The 17,635-nt window shown below is 53.9% G+C and carries 15 protein-coding genes; 10 read left to right on the top strand and 5 right to left on the bottom strand.

Annotated features, from left to right (window positions below; genetic code table 11):
• Positions 1–154: 154 nt before the first annotated feature.
• The gene (locus tag AACU55_RS16525; RefSeq protein WP_013575393.1) at positions 155–436 is read left to right on the top strand and encodes a putative hemolysin; all 282 of its coding nucleotides are present in this window, start codon (positions 155–157) and stop codon (positions 434–436) included.
• Between the two features lie 50 nt (positions 437–486).
• Here AACU55_RS16525 and hslJ read toward each other — a convergent pair whose 3' ends face one another.
• Entirely contained in the window at positions 487–909 is a 423-nt protein-coding gene (gene hslJ, locus AACU55_RS16520; RefSeq protein WP_112198606.1) for a heat shock protein HslJ, read from the bottom strand.
• A gap of 202 nt (positions 910–1,111) precedes the next feature.
• Between hslJ and AACU55_RS16515 the strand changes: the two genes are divergently transcribed.
• The 5 genes from AACU55_RS16515 to AACU55_RS16495 all read left to right on the top strand — a co-directional run bounded on the left by AACU55_RS16515 (position 1,112) and on the right by AACU55_RS16495 (position 6,251).
• Positions 1,112–2,215, top strand: coding sequence for an ABC transporter ATP-binding protein (locus AACU55_RS16515; protein ID WP_134705781.1), 1,104 nt, complete (start codon positions 1,112–1,114; stop codon positions 2,213–2,215).
• A gap of 65 nt (positions 2,216–2,280) precedes the next feature.
• Positions 2,281–3,561, top strand: coding sequence for an ABC transporter substrate-binding protein (locus tag AACU55_RS16510; RefSeq protein WP_134705780.1), 1,281 nt, complete (start codon positions 2,281–2,283; stop codon positions 3,559–3,561).
• Between the two features lie 16 nt (positions 3,562–3,577).
• Positions 3,578–4,489 carry a carbohydrate ABC transporter permease gene (locus tag AACU55_RS16505; protein WP_037033939.1) on the top strand — a complete coding sequence of 304 codons (912 nt, stop codon included), beginning with the start codon at positions 3,578–3,580 and terminating at the stop codon, positions 4,487–4,489.
• Positions 4,486–5,301 carry a carbohydrate ABC transporter permease gene (locus AACU55_RS16500; protein ID WP_037033941.1) on the top strand — a complete coding sequence of 272 codons (816 nt, stop codon included), beginning with the start codon at positions 4,486–4,488 and terminating at the stop codon, positions 5,299–5,301. The genes AACU55_RS16505 and AACU55_RS16500 overlap by 4 nt, the downstream gene beginning before the upstream one ends.
• Positions 5,302–5,321: 20 nt before the next feature.
• Complete coding sequence (locus AACU55_RS16495; RefSeq protein ID WP_134705779.1) at positions 5,322–6,251, top strand: metallophosphoesterase; 930 nt, start codon at positions 5,322–5,324, stop codon at positions 6,249–6,251.
• 76 nt (positions 6,252–6,327) lie between these two features.
• Here AACU55_RS16495 and AACU55_RS16490 read toward each other — a convergent pair whose 3' ends face one another.
• A complete protein-coding gene (locus AACU55_RS16490) occupies positions 6,328–7,314 on the bottom strand; it encodes a 2-hydroxyacid dehydrogenase (protein ID WP_119262238.1) in 987 nt (328 codons plus the stop codon).
• A gap of 242 nt (positions 7,315–7,556) precedes the next feature.
• Between AACU55_RS16490 and AACU55_RS16485 the strand changes: the two genes are divergently transcribed.
• Genes AACU55_RS16485 through AACU55_RS16475 form a run of 3 tightly spaced genes read left to right on the top strand, consistent with a single transcriptional unit; the run spans position 7,557 to position 10,836 of the window.
• Positions 7,557–10,283, top strand: coding sequence for a YdbH family protein (locus AACU55_RS16485; RefSeq protein WP_134705778.1), 2,727 nt, complete (start codon positions 7,557–7,559; stop codon positions 10,281–10,283).
• Complete coding sequence (locus AACU55_RS16480; protein WP_013575402.1) at positions 10,280–10,474, top strand: YnbE family lipoprotein; 195 nt, start codon at positions 10,280–10,282, stop codon at positions 10,472–10,474. Before AACU55_RS16485 ends, AACU55_RS16480 begins: the two co-directional genes overlap by 4 nt.
• 56 nt (positions 10,475–10,530) lie before the next feature.
• Positions 10,531–10,836 (top strand): YdbL family protein, encoded by a 306-nt coding sequence (locus AACU55_RS16475; RefSeq protein ID WP_037033947.1) that lies wholly within the window; start codon positions 10,531–10,533, stop codon positions 10,834–10,836.
• 121 nt (positions 10,837–10,957) lie between these two features.
• Here AACU55_RS16475 and AACU55_RS16470 read toward each other — a convergent pair whose 3' ends face one another.
• On the bottom strand, positions 10,958–11,575 hold the full coding sequence (locus AACU55_RS16470) for an FMN-dependent NADH-azoreductase (protein ID WP_134705777.1): 618 nt from the start codon (positions 11,573–11,575) through the stop codon (positions 10,958–10,960).
• A gap of 301 nt (positions 11,576–11,876) precedes the next feature.
• On the opposite strand from AACU55_RS16470, the gene hrpA reads away from it, so the two are divergent.
• Complete coding sequence (gene hrpA / locus AACU55_RS16465; RefSeq protein ID WP_134705776.1) at positions 11,877–15,752, top strand: ATP-dependent RNA helicase HrpA; 3,876 nt, start codon at positions 11,877–11,879, stop codon at positions 15,750–15,752.
• Between the two features lie 75 nt (positions 15,753–15,827).
• Here the strand turns inward: hrpA and AACU55_RS16460 are convergent, their stop codons facing one another.
• On the bottom strand, positions 15,828–16,709 hold the full coding sequence (locus AACU55_RS16460; protein ID WP_013575406.1) for a trypsin-like serine peptidase: 882 nt from the start codon (positions 16,707–16,709) through the stop codon (positions 15,828–15,830).
• A gap of 338 nt (positions 16,710–17,047) precedes the next feature.
• Positions 17,048–17,416, bottom strand: coding sequence for an acid resistance repetitive basic protein Asr (asr, locus tag AACU55_RS16455; protein ID WP_015697278.1), 369 nt, complete (start codon positions 17,414–17,416; stop codon positions 17,048–17,050).
• Positions 17,417–17,635: the final 219 nt, after the last annotated feature.

Below are 17,635 nucleotides of genomic sequence, written 5' to 3'. Positions count from 1 at the left end.
ACCGGCCGAAATAAAATGTGTCTGAGTGTTTAAATTTGAGATTATTTTAGGAAAAAGTTGATGTTATTTTGCCGAAAGGCTCGACGCAGGCGAAAAACGTCGGATATGATGGCGATTCGCAAAAAAATCCCCGTCATATTCAGGAGCAGGACAGATGATCACTGCGTTTCGCGTGTTACTGGCCGCCGGTGTGCTGGTGTTAGCCGCATGCAGCAGCCACGACGATTCGGCTGACGTTCCACAAAAAGGCAACAGCGTTAATATCGGGCAACGTACCGTTAATATGGATAGCCCGGCGTATGCAGCCTGTTCTATGGCGGGCGGGCAATTACGGATGGCGCCGCAACTTGATGGCAGCCGCGTCGGTATGTGTTCGATGGCTAATGGTCGTCAGTGCTCGGAAAGTGCTTTGATGCAGGGTGTGTGTAAAGCCTGATAAACGCCAGACAGTCGTCTGGCGTTTTTGCAGTTAACGTGGCAATAAATTTACATCCGGTCTTTCAGACGATAAATCAACTGGTGTTTACCCTGTGTCAGGGTCAGTTTGTTTTCCTGCAAGGTCAGCGCCGCGCCGTTATTGAGCACATCGCTGATCACGTGATCCCACTTATTCAGGTTTTCATCCGGGCACATCATCATGGTGGATGCCAGTCCTTTCACGGTCAGCACGTTGTTTTGCAACTGGCCCTGACCCATGAAGTTATTACACATTTTTCCCGAAACGTGCATGTTTGAGCCGAACTCAATGTCCGGAATGCGCCCTTGCGCGGCAGGCACAGTCTGACCATCGACGCTCAGCAACTCAAAACGGTGATGCTGCAAATCGGTCTGTTTAACGGCGGTATTCTGATTCATGCTGCACGCCCCCAGGGTCATCGCGGCGGCCAGAACAAACAGTGACTTCTTCATCTTCTCTCCTGAGAAATATTCCTTTGGCACTCGCCATGTCGATATATTCAACTGACTTATGCGATATTTGTTGGCGCATTATAGCGTGAATGAATGGGGCTTAAAACCTTGTCCGTCTTTATGCCGTCATCTCCCGATCATAAAAGCGTCATTTTAGCCCGATAGGTTATGCCCATCACCGGTCAGAGAGACTTACAGCGGCATGAGCTACCTATCACTGCATCACATCCGGAAATCCTGGGGGACGAAAGTGGCCCTCAATGACATCAGTTTTGATGTGGAAGAGGGTGATTTTATTGCCTTGCTCGGTCCTTCCGGCTGCGGAAAATCGACGTTGTTACGCACCATCGCCGGGCTGGAAACGGCGGAAAGCGGTACGTTGTATTTTCAGCAATCCGATGTCACGTCGCTGGCACCCTCGCAGCGTAAACTGTCGATGGTGTTTCAGTCTTACGCGTTATTCCCGCACATGAATGTGCGCGAAAATCTGCTTTTCGGTCTGCGTGCGCGTGGCGAAGACAAGCGTCATTTTGCATCGCGGCTGGCGGACGTCAGCAGGCTGATGGAACTGGAGCCGCTGCTCGACCGCTTACCCTCGCAGCTTTCCGGCGGTCAGCAACAGCGCGTGGCGCTGGGCCGGGCGGTGATTGCCAACAACAGGCTGTGCCTGATGGACGAACCGCTTTCCAATCTCGACGCCAAACTGCGCCAGAGTATGCGCCGCGAAATCCGTGCAATTCAGAAGAAGCTCGGCCTGACCTTATTGTATGTCACGCACGATCAGACCGAAGCGATGAGCATGGCGGACAAAATCATTTTGCTCAACGATGGCCGCATCGAGCAACACGACACCCCGGATAACCTTTATAACAACCCGACCAGCATTTTTGCCGCGCAATTTATCGGTGCGCCGCCAATGAATATTCTGCCGCTCGAACGCCGCGGGCAGCATCACTATCTCGCCGGTACGCCGCTGCCGGTGGTGGAAAACCTCAACGAAAACGCCCTGAGTCTCGGCCTGCGCGCCGAAGATATTCAGCTGATTTCGCCTGAACACGCCAGCCTGACCGCCCAGGTGGTCAGCCATGAATACATGGGGGCGGACACCCTGGTGGCCTGCGCGCTGGCCGGATATCCCGAGCTAATGACCGTGAAAGTCGCGGGCATGAAACGTTTTGCTGATGGTCAGAAGGTCGGTCTGCAATGGACCACGGGCGCACAATATTTTTTCATTACAGCCGACGGAAAACGCTGCTTCCACGCTGAACAATCCTGTTTACCGTCAGATCACAGAGTTGCCGTGTAGTTGTCATTTTTTGCCGTTATTCACTTTTATTGACTCATACAACGCCTATTGCCGAAGGGAAAACTATGTCACCTGTTCACCGTTTTTCACGTCTCGCTACCGCCGTTCTGCTCATCTCCTGCACCTCTGCTTTTGCGGCAGATCCGGTGAAATTACAAATGTATTACCCGATTGCTGTCGGCGGGAAAATCAGTCATACGGTGGATACGCTGGTGGAAGATTTCCAGAAAACACATCCTGATATCAGCATTCAGCCCGTTTATACCGGTGATTACGCCACCACCGTCACCAAAGCGCTGACGGCGTTTCGTGGCGGCAATGCCCCGCAAATTGCGGTGATCGGCGATATTGAAGCGTATTCCCTGATCGACGCGGGCGCGATTTTGCCGGTCAGCGATCTGGCGAATGACGCAGACGGTAAAAAATGGATCGACGGCTTCTATCCGGCCTTTATCCGCCACATTCAGGGCAAAGTCTGGAGCATTCCGTTTCAGCGTTCGACGGTGGTGTTGTACTGGAACAAACAGGCGTTTGAGAAGGCGGGTCTGAATGGCGACACGCCGCCTGCCAGCTGGCAGCAGGTGGTCGATTTCGGCAAAAAACTGGTGGTGCGTGACGGTTCTGAAGTGAAGCAGTGGGGCATTGAAATCCCGTCCACGCCGAACGGTTACTGGAATTTCCAGGGGATTGCGGCCACCAACGGCAGCCATCTGGATAATGGCAAAGGCACGGCAGTGACATTTGACACACCTGCCAATGTGGAAGCCCTGCAATGGCTGACCGATCTGTCGCAGAAAGAAGCGGTGTCACCGAAGGGCACCATCGCCTGGGGCACCACACCGCAGGACTTTATCGACGGCAAAACGGCGATGATGGTCACGACGACCGGCAACCTGACGACCGTGCGTGAGAACGCGAAATTCCCGTTTGGTGTGGCGATGCTGCCGGAGAAAACGCAGCGTGGCAGCCCGACCGGCGGCGGTAATCTTTACGTCTTCAAAAACACCACGCCGGAACAACAGAAAGCGGCACTGGAATTTATCCGCTGGGTTTCTGCCCCTGAACAGGCGGCGCGCTGGAGTATCGCCACCGGTTATGTCGCGACATCGCCTGCTGCGTGGGAAAACCCGGTCATGCAGGATTATGTGAAACAGGTTCCGCAGGCGCTGGTGGCCCGCGAACAACTGAAATATTCGCAGCCGGAACTCTCGACCTATAACAGCGTGCAAATTCAGGAACTGATGAACCACGCGATTGAAGCGGCGGTCACACAGGCAAAAACGCCGGCAGACGCGCTGAGTTCGGCGCAGAAACAGGCTGACCGCCTGCTGAAACCGTATCAGTAAGCGCGAAAGGAACAGCATGAGCACATTTCACGCGGTTCTTCCGGCCACCCGCACACGCGGGTTGTCATTACAACTTTACGGCTATCTGTTGCTGCTGCCCGCGCTGGGTTTTCTGCTGCTGTTTACCCACTATCCGGCGCTGGCAACGGTGTGGGAAAGCCTGTTCAGCGCTGCCCGCAGCGGGCATCCGCCGCAGTTTGTCGGGCTGGATAACTACCGGGCACTGCTGGACGACGACGTGTTTATGTTGTCGTTACGCAACAATCTGCTCTACGCCCTTATCACCATCCCGCTGTCGGTTGCCCTTGCGCTGCTGATGGCGCTGGCGGTCAACCGCCGTCTGCGCGGCAATGCGCTGACCCGCGCCGCTTTCTTTATTCCTTCGCTGCTGCCGATGGTGGCGATTGCCAATCTGTGGCTATTTTTCTATACGCCGCAACTCGGTTTGCTCAACAAAATGCTGGCGCTCTTTTCGCTACCTGCGGTCAACTGGCTGGGTGAACCGGGCACGGCACTCTACAGCCTGATGGCAGTTTCAGTCTGGCGCGAGGCCGGGTTCTTCATGATTTTCTACCTTGCCGCATTACAGCAAATCGACCCGCGGCTGGCCGAAGCGGCAGAAATCGAAGGGGCATCACGGCGCTATTTCTTCCGCCGGGTACAGTGGCCGCTGCTGATGCCAACCACATTATTCGTGCTGATCAACGCCTCGATGAATGCATTCAGGATTGTCGATCAGGTGATTGCGATGACCAACGGCGGGCCGAATAACAGCACCAGTCTGCTGCTGTTTTACATCTACCGCACGGCGTTCAGTTACTGGGATTTACCGGCTGCGTCGGCAATGACCGTCGTGTTACTGGTGATCCTCGCCGTCATCGCGCTGATTAAATTCAACCTGCTGGATAAAAGGGCGCATTATCAGTGAAATCGTTTTCTTTCAGCCGCCTGATCCTGAATCTCGCCATCTGGCTGGCGGCGTTACTGTGGTTTTTACCGGTGCTGGTCGCGGTCTGGGTGGCGATTCATCCGGCGTCAGTGCAGGGCAGTTTTTCGCTGTTTGCGCCGCTGACTTTTCAGAATTTCATCAACGCCTGGCAGGCGGCACCTTTCGCGCGCTACTTCATGAACACTACTTTGCTGGTGATGATGATTGTGGTGTGCCAGCTGATTCTGGCGACCCTGGCGGCTTACGCGCTGGTGCGGTTTAAACTGAAAGGTGCCGGATTTATCTTCGCACTGATTTTGCTGCAACTGATGATAAGCCCCGATGTGCTGATCCTGAACAACTACAAAACCATTGGCGCGCTCGGGTTGCGTGACACGCTGGCGGGCATCGCGCTGCCGTATTTTGCCTCGGCGTTTGCCATTTTCCTGCTGCGCCAGACGTTTAAAAGTATTCCGCTGGTGCTGGAAGAAGCCGCCATTGTGGAAGGCGCCAGCCGGTTTTATATCCTGCGTAAAATCTATATCCCGCTGGCGAAACCGATTTATGTCGCTTTTGCACTGGTTTCTATCAGCTTCCACTGGAACGATTTTCTCTGGCCGTTAGTGATCACCGATTCCGTCAAAGTGCGGCCGGTGACGGTCGGACTGCAGTTGTTTTCCGCGCCGGAGCAGGGCGTGCAATGGGCGCTGATCAGTGCCGCCACCCTGATGACCGTGTTGCCACTGCTGGTGTTATTTCTGATATTTCAGCGTCAGTTTGTTCAATCCTTTATGCGGGCAGGGATCCGTTAAGATCCCGACAGGAGAATGTTATGGCCGTCACCACTTTATCCCCTTTGATATCCGAACGGCAGGCGCTGGCGCTGGGCAACGTGAGTGCATTTTATCAGTTGCCGGACGTTCACGATGCGCTGGTTAATGGCACACGGCTGCGCTTCGGGCTGATTGCCGACCCGCAGTATGCGGATGCCGAACCCCAAAAAATCCGTTATTACCGCAACAGCCTGAATAAACTGGCCACCGCCATCAATGAGCTTAATGATCTCAAACTCGATTTTGTGGTCACGCTGGGTGATCTGGTGGACCGCGACTGGAGCAGTTTTCAGGCCGTTCTTGCCCGTTATGAGGCGCTGCGCCACCCGCATGCGGCGGTGATCGGCAACCACGACGCGCAGGTGATTTCCGAGCATCTCGGGGCGCAGAAACCGGCCATCGGTTTACCGAAAAGTTATTATTCGTTCAGTTTGCCGGGCTATCGTTTTCTGGTCATCGACGGTAACGACGTCAGTTTGTATTGCAACCACGCCAATGCCGATGACCGCCAGTTAGCAGAATATATGCTGGAAGAACTGACAGAATGTCAGCAGTCGCAGGCACAGCCCTGGAACGGTGCGGTCGGGCCGAAACAGCTTGAATGGATTGAGAAAAACCTGCTTGAGGCGCGTGAGCAGCGCGAGGTGGTACTGGTTTTCGGCCATTATCCGCTGACACCGGTTAACAGCCACAACCTGTGGAATTGTGAAACGCTGGTGGAATTGCTGTGCCGTTACAACGTTCGCGCCTATTTCGCCGGTCACGATCACCGTGGCGGTTATGACCGTGTAGACAATACTGATTTTATTACGCTGAAAGGTATGGTCGACGGCGAAAGCAGCCTGCCATTTTCCTCGGTCACGCTGGCTGATGATGTCCTGACCCTCACCGGCTACGGCCCGGAAATCAGCCGCGTGCTGAGCCGCTGAGTGTGTTGCAGCGCAGATGCAGAAAGTAAAAAGGCTCACCGGAGTGAGCCTTATAATGATGATGCTGATTACGTGATTAAAGCAGGTTCGGGCAGACCACACCTTTCGACAGCTGATCAATATTCAACAGCGTCGTTTCTGAAATGCTGGTCAGTGCGTCGCTGGTCAGGAAGGCCTGATGGCCGGTGAACAGCACATTGTGGCAGGACGACAGACGACGGAAGACGTCATCAAGGATCACTTCGTTAGAATTGTCTTCGAAGAATAAATCGCGTTCATTCTCGTAAACGTCCATGCCCAGTGCGCCGATTTTTTGCTTTTTCAGGGCATCGATAGCCGCAGTAGCATCCAGTAATCCGCCACGGCTGGTGTTGACGATCATCACACCGTCTTTCATTTTGGAGAAGGCTCCTGCATTAAGCAGATGATGATTTTCCGGTGTCAGCGGGCAGTGCAGCGAAATGACATCGGATTCGGCATACAGCGTATCCAGGTCGACATACTCCGCGCCGAGTTCGAGGGCCAGCGGGCTGGGATACGGATCAAACGCCAGAATGCGCATGCCGAAACCTTTCAGGATCCGCATCGTCGCCACGCCAATTTTACCCGTACCGATAATACCGGCGGTGCGCTGATACATGTTAAAACCGATCAGACCTTCCAGCGAGAAGTTGGCTTCACGCGTGCGTTGATAAGCGCGATGGATGTGGCGGTTAAGACACATCATCATTCCTACTGCATGCTCAGCCACCGCTTCCGGCGAATAAGCCGGTACGCGCACCACCGAAATTCCCAGTTCTTTTGCGGCATCTAAATCGACATTGTTAAAGCCTGCACAGCGCAGTGCCAGCGTTTTAATGCCCAGAGAGGCCAGTTCCTGCAGCACTTCGCGGCCGCCATCGTCATTCACAAAAAGGCAGACTGCATCGGCACCTACCGCCGTTTTCGCTGTTTGCGGGGTCAGCAGAAAGTCGAAAAATTCCAGTTCATAGCCATAATGCGCGTTGACCAGTTCCAGATATTTCCGGTCGTAATTTTTAGTACTGTAGACAGCCACTTTCATGGTGTTTCTCCGCAGTGAGTTTGAATCTCTGGCGAAACGGCTTCCGCATGTTTTATAAGGAATAAACAGTTTCAGAAACAATTCGCAATATGCCATCAAACTAGCAGAGCGCAGGAAGGCAGACAATTTATCCTGTGCTATTTGATTCAGGTGCTCTGGCATTCCTGTCATCAGTTGTTACGCTAATTATGATATCTTGCGGGCGTTTAGATCATTTAGTGAAGCATAAGACAAGGCAAGTCATGAGGAACGGACTGAAGAAAAGCGCGCAGATACTCCTGAGTATAGTGGTGATTATTGCACTGCTGTTGTGGGTGTTATGGAAAACCGTGCCGCGCTGGTTGCCCGTTGTTGCCAGCCACTGGTTGCCGGGCGGAACCCAACTGGTGCTGAGTGGTTCTCCGCACTGGTCGCACGGCGTCCTGCAACTGCCGGGCGTGCGCTATCAGGCCGGGGACTGCACGCTCGCGACGGCACGAAATGCCCGCCTCAGTTATAACACCGGCCAATGGGCGCTGAAGCTTGATGCGCTGACGGTCGATACCGCCTGTCTGGCAAAACTGCCCAAAAGCGAAAGTCAGTCAACGCTTTCCCTCGCAGAGATACAGCAATTACTGCCTGCCGGTGACGTCAGTATCGGCCAGTTTTCTGTGACGCCGTGGCAGCATTACGCTGCCAGTGTGCAGCTCAGTAATCTGGACGGCGTACAACATCTTTCTGTGAATGGCGATGCCCTGAAACTTGACGCCGTGCTTGACGGTAACCGTCAGCTTGCCATCCGTTCATTCAGTCTGACGCCGCCGGGCAGTACGCAGCCGGTGACGCTCAGCGGTAAACTGCTGCTGCCAGCAAATCTCGATCATCTGCCTGAATCCGGCGAACTGCACGCCGAAATGCAAACGGCGCAGGTGCCTCAGCCGCTGGACATTACGCTGAGCTGGCAGGCAACCGACGGTATTCTGACGCTGACCGAAAAGGGCAGTGATCAGCCTCTGGCGATGCTGCCATGGAAACTCAACAATAACGAATTACAGATCACGCAGGGACAATGGCGCTGGCCTTATGCCACACAACCCCTGGCAGGGGGCGTAAATCTGACCCTCAGCGACTGGTCACCGGCGTTTGATCAGACCCACATTACCGCAAGGCTGAATGTGCTGACGCAGGGCCACAACGGCAAGGCCAACGTGGTGCTGACGCTCGGGCCGGGACGCATTGGTTTACTCGACAGCGATTTAGGTTTCCGCCTGACCGGTCAGGCAAATTTACAGACCACGTCTCTGAGTGCGTCATTGCCCGGTCAGCTCAGCGGCTCGGTGCTTAACCCGACGCTTTCATTGCGCAGCGGTTCGCTGTTACGGGCGTGGGGTAAGCCGACGCCGGAACTGACCATCAGCGATGCGCGCTGGCCACTGGCGGGGGTCAAAGTCTCCGCAGAGGGCGTGAGCGGGCCGTTGCAAGCGATCCTCAAAGCACGTCACAGTTTCTGGGGCGCGTTTGATCTGCATCTCAGCGGGAAATCGCTGGCGTTCTGGCCGGACATTGGACTGTGGAATTTCAATTACTGGGGCAACGGGCATCTGCAGCCACTGAACGGCCGCTGGGACATGTCTGGCAAAGGTCAGTGGCACGACAATCTGATCAGCATTAATTCGCTCTCGACGGGCTTTGACCGCCTGCATTACGGGCTGGCAGATGTCGATGCGCCGCGCCTTACGCTCGAACACCCTTTGATCTGGAAACGTCCGCCATCCGCCCGCTTCAAACCGCAGTATCCTGATGAGCCAACGGCGTTTAAAGGGGACATCAGACTGGTGGCGAAGAAGATTTCGCTGGCGAACGGCGGCTATCTGCCGCCCGCCACGCTGACGTTACAGCTCAGCGGTGGCAGCCCGGACAGTTTCATCATGCGCGGGATGCTGGATGCCAAACCGATCGGCCCGATCCGGCTCAACGGGCGCTGGGATGGCGAACGTCTGCGCGGGGAAGGCTGGTGGCCGAAACAGCAACTGACCGCGTTCCAGCCGCTTCTCACGCCGGATCTGAACATCAAATTACGTGAAGGCACCTTCTACGCGCAGTCGGCATTTTCGGCCGCGCGCGGGCAGGGATTTGTCGCGGGGGGGCACTGGGTGGTGAAAAACGGGGGCTTCTGGATGCAAGACGGCGACCTGAGCGGGCTGGATTTCAGCCTGCCGTATCGCCTTCAGGATCAGGTCTGGCAGCTCGGCGTGAAAAAGCCGGTGACGCTGCGTATCGGCGAAGTGAACAATCTGGTCAAAATGCAGAACGTGACGGCCGATTTACAGGGACATTATCCGTGGAGTGAACAAACGCCACTGACCCTGAGCAATCTCGGTGTCGATATATTGCGTGGTCATCTCAGCTTGTCTGCGCTGCGTATGCCGCAGCATGATGCGGCCGTGCTGAAGCTGGAAAAGATCAATCTCAGCGAACTGTTTACGGCGCTGAAACCCAAGCAACTGGCGATGTCCGGTGTGATTTATGGTGAGCTGCCGCTGTATGTGGAAAATCCGCAGTGGATCATTCATAACGGTTGGATCAGAAACGACGGCAGCCTGACGCTGCGCCTCGACCCGCAATTTGCCGATGCAATGGCCAGCGGCAATTTCGCCAACAATATGGTCATTGGCCTGCTGCGCTATCTGGAAATCAGCCGTTCCGATGCGCAGGTCAGTCTGGATAATCTTGGTGTGCTGACCATGAAGGCTAAAGTTGACGGTGTGAATTACACCGACACGACGCACGGTGGTGATAAAGAAAAACGTGAAATCGTCCTCAATTATTCCCATGAGGAAAATATCTATCAGCTTTGGCGCAGTTTGCGTTTTGGCGACAATCTTCAGGAATGGCTGCAACAGCAGATGTCTTTGCCTGCTGATGCGCTGTCAAAAAATCCGTCTGCGGCGGGACAGAAAAAGGATCCAACAGTGAGGAAGGAACAATGAAATTGCGAGTTGTCGGCCCGGGCGTGGCGCTTTGCGTAATGATGCTCAGCGGTTGCGTGCCGCGTATCGAACTGGCCGCGCCGAAAGAGCCGATCACCATCAACATGAACGTGAAAATCGAACACGAGATCCATATCAAAGTGGATAAAGACGTGGAAAATCTGTTGAAGAATCAAAGCGATTTATTCTAGGGGCCACTATGTCCGCGATATTTTTCAATAAGAACAGCATCAGGAGAATCAGCCTGATGTTACTGACGGGTGGTTTACTGTTTTGCAGTCAGGCGTTCGCGTTAACGCTCAATGAAGCCAAACAGCAGGGGCGCGTGGGTGAAACGCTGTCCGGCTATCTGGCACCGCTGAAACAGGATGCGGAGAGCGTCGCGCTGGTGTCAAAAATCAATGATGCCCGCCAGCAGCAATACGCACAGGTGGCGCAGGACAATAACGTCAGTACCGACGATGTCGCCAGACTGGCCGGGCAAAAACTGGTCGCCCGTGCCGGAAAGGGCGAATATGTGCGGGGCATCAACGGTAAATGGTTGCAGAAGTAAGCAGAGGATCGCAGGCAAAAAAAAGCGCGCCTTTCAGCGCGCAATAGCTTTATCACAACATCATCTGAGCGGAACGGACAGATTCTTAAGTGAATGGGTGCTCAGATTGTGATAACGATAATTATGCAGCAGCCAGTTCTTTGATGGCGGCATCGATTGCTGCTTTCGCATCAGTCTGTGCTTTGGTCGCCACTTCAGGACCGTACGCAATACCTTCAGCGTAAACAAATTCTACGTCGCTCATCCCCAGGAAGCCCAGGAACAGAGACAGGTATGGTGCTACCAGGTCGCTTGGGGTGTCTTTATGAATACCACCACGGCTGGTCAGAACGATAACGCGTTTGCCTTTCACCAGGCCTTCAGGGCCTTTCTCGGTGTATTTGAAGGTCACGCCAGCACGGGCAACCAGGTCGAAATACGTTTTCAGCTGAGTCGGGATGTTGAAGTTGTACATGGGTGCAGCGATAACAATCACGTCATGCGCCTGCAGTTCGTCAATCAGGGTGTTAGACAGCGCCAGTGCTTCTTCCTGACGTGGCGTCAGCGGTGCATCGGAAGGACGCAGTGCGCCAACCAGTTCGCCATCTAATACAGGGACTGGGTTAGCCGCCAGGTCACGAACTGTCACGGTAGAACCGCTGTTTGCAGACTGATACTGTGCAATCAGGTAATCGGCCAGTTGATTTGACTGAGAGAAGTTAGCCAGAATGCTTGATTTCAGAACGAGTACTTTGCTCATTAGTGAGTTCCTTAACTGTGTGATACATAGGGAATGGTTTTTTATAACCAGAACGTCCCCCGAATGGAACTTACTTTATTCACAAAGCTTATTCAGTGATAGCGCAATATTTAGAGACCTATCATCGATTTTTTTGAACAACTTTAATCCTGTGGCGTCATCACCCGTTTTCAGCATGTTCAATACCTTGTGTTAACATAGACACAAGCAGGCAAGGCTTAAACCTTCCTCATCACCCATTCAGATTCAGCTGGCGCAGACGTTTTGCTCTCCGGCTGACATGCAACAAGGAATTGTGAACGTGAAATCACCGCTCGCGGCATTATCAGCGCAGTTAGACGGGCTGATGCTACGTGACCGGCAACGCCTGCAACGCCGTTTGCAGGGTGCCAGAAAGATTGATAAACCCGAAGCACTCGACGCGTTAAGTGCTGAAATCCAGACCGCCATCAACGAGAGCCTGAAGAAAGTCAGTGCCCGTGAAGCCTCACGGCCAAAAATCAGCTATCCGGAAAACCTGCCGGTCAGCCAGAAGAAAGAAGACATCTATAACGCTATCCGCGATCACCAGGTAGTGATTGTCGCAGGTGAGACCGGCTCCGGTAAAACCACGCAGATCCCGAAAATCTGTATGGAACTCGGTCGCGGGATTAAAGGCGTGATTGGTCATACCCAGCCGCGACGTCTGGCGGCGCGTACTGTGGCCAACCGTATTGCTGATGAGCTGGATACCACGCTCGGTAACACGGTCGGTTATAAAGTTCGTTTTAACGATCAGGTCAGTGAAAACACCCTCGTTAAGCTGATGACCGACGGTATCTTGCTGGCGGAGATCCAGCAGGATCGCATGCTGATGCAGTACGACACGCTGATCATCGATGAAGCGCATGAACGCAGCCTGAATATCGACTTTATCCTCGGTTACCTGCGTCAGTTGCTGCCAAAACGCCCCGATCTGAAAGTCATTATTACCTCGGCAACTATCGATCCGCAGCGGTTCTCGCGTCATTTTAATCATGCGCCGATCATTGAAGTTTCCGGCCGGACGTATCCGGTTGACGTGCGTTATCGCCCGATTGTGGATGACGCAGATGATGTGGATCGTGACCAGTTGCAGGCGATTTTCGATGCGGTCGATGAGCTCGGTCGCGAAAGCATGGGCGACATTTTGATCTTCATGAGCGGTGAGCGTGAAATTCGTGATACCGCCGATGCGCTGAACCGTCTGGATTTGCCTCACACCGAGATTTTGCCGCTGTATGCGCGGCTGTCGAACAGCGAGCAGAACCGCGTATTCCAGTCGCACTCCGGTCGCCGTATCGTGCTGGCGACCAACGTCGCCGAAACTTCACTGACCGTGCCGGGTATCAAATATGTCATTGATCCCGGCACCGCGCGTATCAGCCGCTACAGTTTCCGCACCAAAGTGCAGCGCCTGCCGATCGAACCGGTTTCGCAGGCGTCGGCTAACCAGCGTAAAGGCCGCTGCGGACGTGTTTCCGAAGGTATCTGTATCCGCCTGTATTCGGAGCAGGATTTCCTCTCGCGCCCGGAATTTACCGACCCTGAAATTCTGCGCACCAATCTGGCTTCCGTCATTTTACAAATGACCTCGCTGGGGCTGGGCGATATCGCCGCATTCCCGTTTGTTGAGGCGCCGGACAAACGCAATATTCAGGATGGCGTCCGTCTGCTGGAAGAGCTGAACGCCATTAATAACGCCGTCGATGGCCGCTATACGCTGACATCGCTTGGTCGTCAGCTGGCGCAGTTGCCGGTGGATCCGCGTCTGGCGCGCATGGTGCTGGAAGCACAGAAAAACGGCTGCGTACGTGAAGTGATGATCATTACCGCCGCGCTGTCGATTCAGGATCCGCGTGAGCGTCCGATGGACAAACAGCAGGCGTCCGATGAAAAACATCGTCGCTTTGCCGACAAAGACTCTGATTTCCTGGCATTCGTAAACCTGTGGGATCACCTGCAGGTGCAACAGAAAGAGCTGTCTTCTGCACAGTTCCGCAAATTGTGCCGCAGCGATTTCCTCAACTATTTGCGCGTGCGCGAGTGGCAGGACATTTACACCCAGTTGCGTCAGGTAGTGAAAGAACTGGGGCTGCCGGTGAACAGCCTGCCGGCTGAATACCGCGAAGTTCATTGCGCATTGCTGACCGGTTTGCTGTCGCATATCGGCCAGAAAGATGCCGATAAGCAGGAATATACCGGTGCACGCAATGCCCGTTTTGCGGTGTTCCCTGGCTCCGGATTATTCAAAAAACCGCCGAAATGGGTGATGGTCGCCGAACTGGTGGAAACCAGCCGCCTGTGGGGGCGTATTGCCGCGCGTATCGAACCAGAATGGATCGAGCCGCTGGCTCAGCATCTGGCGAAAAGCAGTTACAGCGAGCCGCACTGGGAAAAAGCCCAGGGCGCGGTGATGGCGACGGAAAAAGTCACGCTGTACGGCCTGCCGATTGTGGCGGCACGCAGGGTGAATTACGGCACGATTGATCCGGTCGTGTCACGGGAACTGTTTATCCGTCATGCGCTGGTGGAAGGCGACTGGCAGACCCGTCATGCGTTCTTCCGCGCTAACCTGCGTCTGCGCACTGAAGTGGAAGAGCTGGAACACAAATCCCGTCGCCGCGATATTCTGGTCGATGACGAAACCCTGTTCCTGTTCTACGAACAACGCATCGGGCAGGAAGTGGTGTCGGCGCGTCATTTTGATACCTGGTGGAAAACGCAGCCACAGGACAGCCTGAACTTTGAAAAAAGCATGCTGATCAAAGAGGGCGCGGGCAATATCAGCGCTCACGATTACCCGAATTTCTGGCATCAGGGCAATCTCAAACTGCGCGTGACCTATCAGTTTGAGCCGGGTACCGATGCTGACGGCGTAACGGTACATATTCCTTTACCGCTGCTCAATCAGGTGAGTGAAGAAGGTTTTGACTGGCAGATCCCGGGCATTCGTCGTGATCTGATCATGGCGCTGATTAAATCGCTGCCAAAACCCGTTCGCCGCAATTTTGTGCCTGCGCCAAATTACGCGGATGCCTTGCTCGGGCGCATCAAACCGTTCGAGATGCCGTTGCTGGATGCGATGGAGAAGGAACTGCGTAAGATGAGTGGCGTGACGGTGTCACGCGAAGACTGGCAGTGGGATCAGGTGCCCGATCATCTCAAAATGACGTTCCGCATTGTCGATGATAAAAACAAAACGCTGCGCGAGGGCAAAGACCTGGCCGCGCTGAAATCTGGCCTGAAAGAGCAGGTTCAGCAAACGCTTTCTGCGGTGGCTGATGACGGTATCGAACAACGCGATCTGCATGTCTGGAGCTTTGGTACCTTACCGGAACGCTATGAACAAAAGCGCGGCGGCTATGAAGTAAAAGCTTATCCGGCGATTGTGGATGAGAAAGACAGCGTAGCGATCCGCCTGTTTGACAGTGAACTGGAACAGCAACAGGCAATGCTCAGCGGGATGCGGCGCCTGCTGCTGCTCAATATCCCGTCGCCGGTCAAATACCTGCATGAGAAGTTGCCGAACAAAGCCAAACTGGGGCTGTATTTTAACCCGTATGGCAAAGTGCTGGATCTGATTGACGACTGCATTTCCTGCGGCATCGACAAACTGATTGCGGAGTCCGGCGGGCTGGTGTGGCGTGAAGAAGATTTCGCGAAACTGCATGAGCACGTGCGCGCCAACCTGAATGATACGGTGGTGCAGATTGCGATTCAGGTGGAGCAAATTCTGACGACCGTTTTCAGCATCAATAAACGGCTGAAAGGACGGATCGATATCAACATGGCGCTGGCGCTTTCAGATATCAAAACCCAGATGTCCGGGCTGATTTATCGCGGTTTCGTGACGCAAAATGGCTGGAAACGTCTGCCGGATACGCTGCGCTATTTGCAGGCCATTGAACGCCGGATGGACAAACTGGCAATGGATCCGCACCGCGACCGTGCGCAGATGCTGAAAGTGGAAAACATCCGGCAGCAATGGCAGCAGTGGTTCAACAAACTGCCGCCGGTGCGTCAGCAAAGTGATGAGGTGAAAGAAATACGCTGGATGATTGAAGAACTGCGCGTCAGCTATTTCGCTCAGCAACTGGGCACGCCGTATCCGATTTCGGATAAACGGATTTTGCAGACCATGGAGCAACTGGTTTAACCGGTTCTCAAAACTAAAAAACCGCCTGATACACGAAGGCGGTTTTTTTATGCTCTGAAATGCTGATGCTTACGGCTACTGAGCGGGCGTCGTTACCGGCGTGCTCGCACTGATCACGCCGGAAGACAGCGTATTCAGGGCATCGCGGATGGCCGGAACGGCCAGCGCACGGTTATCGGCCAGATAACGGTCTTGTGCCGCTGGCGCGGAACTTTGAATCGCGACCAGCGACCAGCCATCGGCATTTTTCAGCAGTAGCGGTGAGCCGCTGTCGCCCGGCAAAGTATCGCAGCGATGCGATAACACACCCGGTTGCGCCCATCCGGTGATCAGACAATCCTGATGTACATACAAATCATCCAGATGATCTTCCGGGTATCCGGCCTGGGTCACTTTCCTGCCTTCCTGTTTCAGCAGAGCGGTCAGGTTGTCACGGGAGCCTTCCCACAATGGCAGGGGTTTGATCGGCAATGCCAGCTTTTCATCTGTCAGGCGAACCAGTGCGAAATCAAACGGTGCCGCTTTAGGCGGAACAATCCAGCCATCGCCATCCGCTTTCAGTTTCTTGCCCAATTTCGGATCCACCAGCGTTTGTAATGCGGTGATCTGATATCGCCATTTCTGATCATGAGAAATGAATCTCAGCGCCACGACTTTGTCTATTTTGCCCGGAGGCGCCAGCACACAATGGCCCGCCGTGAGGACAAGATGTTTAGAAATGAGCGTCGCGGTGCATAAATTGCCGCTCTCGGTTTCAATCTGCCCGATGGCCTGCCATGGCCAGTGCGCCGCCGCAGCCACAGGTGTGCGCTGATCGTGACCAAAGAAAAGAGCCGTTTTTTCTTTCATGCTGATGGAAGGTGTGTCGGAATCTGCATCATCAGGAGAGTCTGCATGTACAAGGGCACTGGCGGTAAAACAGAAAAAGCACAAAAACAGCGGTAACGCGATGCGCATAACATTCTGACCTTGAAAACAGGGAGAACCCGGGAAGCCGTAATTATGGAACGATTATAGACGGTTATGTTTCGTGGTGGATATATTTGTCTGGTAACTCAGCCTTTTGAGCCGATGACGGGCGTCATCGCGGGGTATCTCAGAAGTAGAAGAACAGGGTGATCAGACCGCAAAGGATCAGGGAACACAGGGTGATTTCGAACAGGTAGCGGCGCAGCATCTTCCATCAGTACCTCAAGATAGAAAACCGGAGAAAAAAACACCCGGCGAACCGGGTGTTAAATCATCAGTCTTGATAATGGTGAGTAGATACGCTCACAAAGACTTTTACTGACTACTTATGCTGCTGGAGTTGCTTTTGCAGCTGGTGCAGCTTTTTTAGCGTGTTTCACGTGTTTTTTAGCAGCCTGGGCTTTCTGAGCTACTGGTGCCGCTTTCTTAGCATGTTTCACGTGTTTTTTAGCAGCCTGCGCTTTCTGAGCTACTGGAGCCGCTTTCTTAGCGTGTTTCACGTGTTTTTTAGCAGCCTGCGCTTTCTGAGCTACTTTCTTGTGAGTTTTGTGCTTAGTCACATGCTTGGCAGCAGGTGCAGGAGCAGCGGTAGTTGCAGCAGCAGCTGGCGCCGGAGTTGCAGTAGTTTCAGCAGCGAAAGCGACAGAAGACAGACCCATTGCAGCGGCTACAACCAGAGCTAATACTTTTTTCATCTTTAATTCCTCAGAATTTTTGTTTAAGTGTCCACCCCACTGCGGGGCCGGTATGAAGAATACTAGGCGTGTTGGATCTGGTTGTCCGTGAGTGATTGGTTTCGGCGTGTAACGGAATGTACAAAGGAGGGGGCGTAATAAAATCAGGGGATTACGGTGAAATTGGAGGGTATAGCGATGGAGTTGCTACGGGGCAGTGGATCGCGTGTTTGCGCTTCC

The organism is Rahnella sp. CJA17(1/100) (genome assembly GCF_963881615.1).
Taxonomy (GTDB): domain Bacteria; phylum Pseudomonadota; class Gammaproteobacteria; order Enterobacterales; family Enterobacteriaceae; genus Rahnella; species Rahnella aceris.
This window is presented reverse-complemented; position numbering and strand designations above follow the sequence as displayed.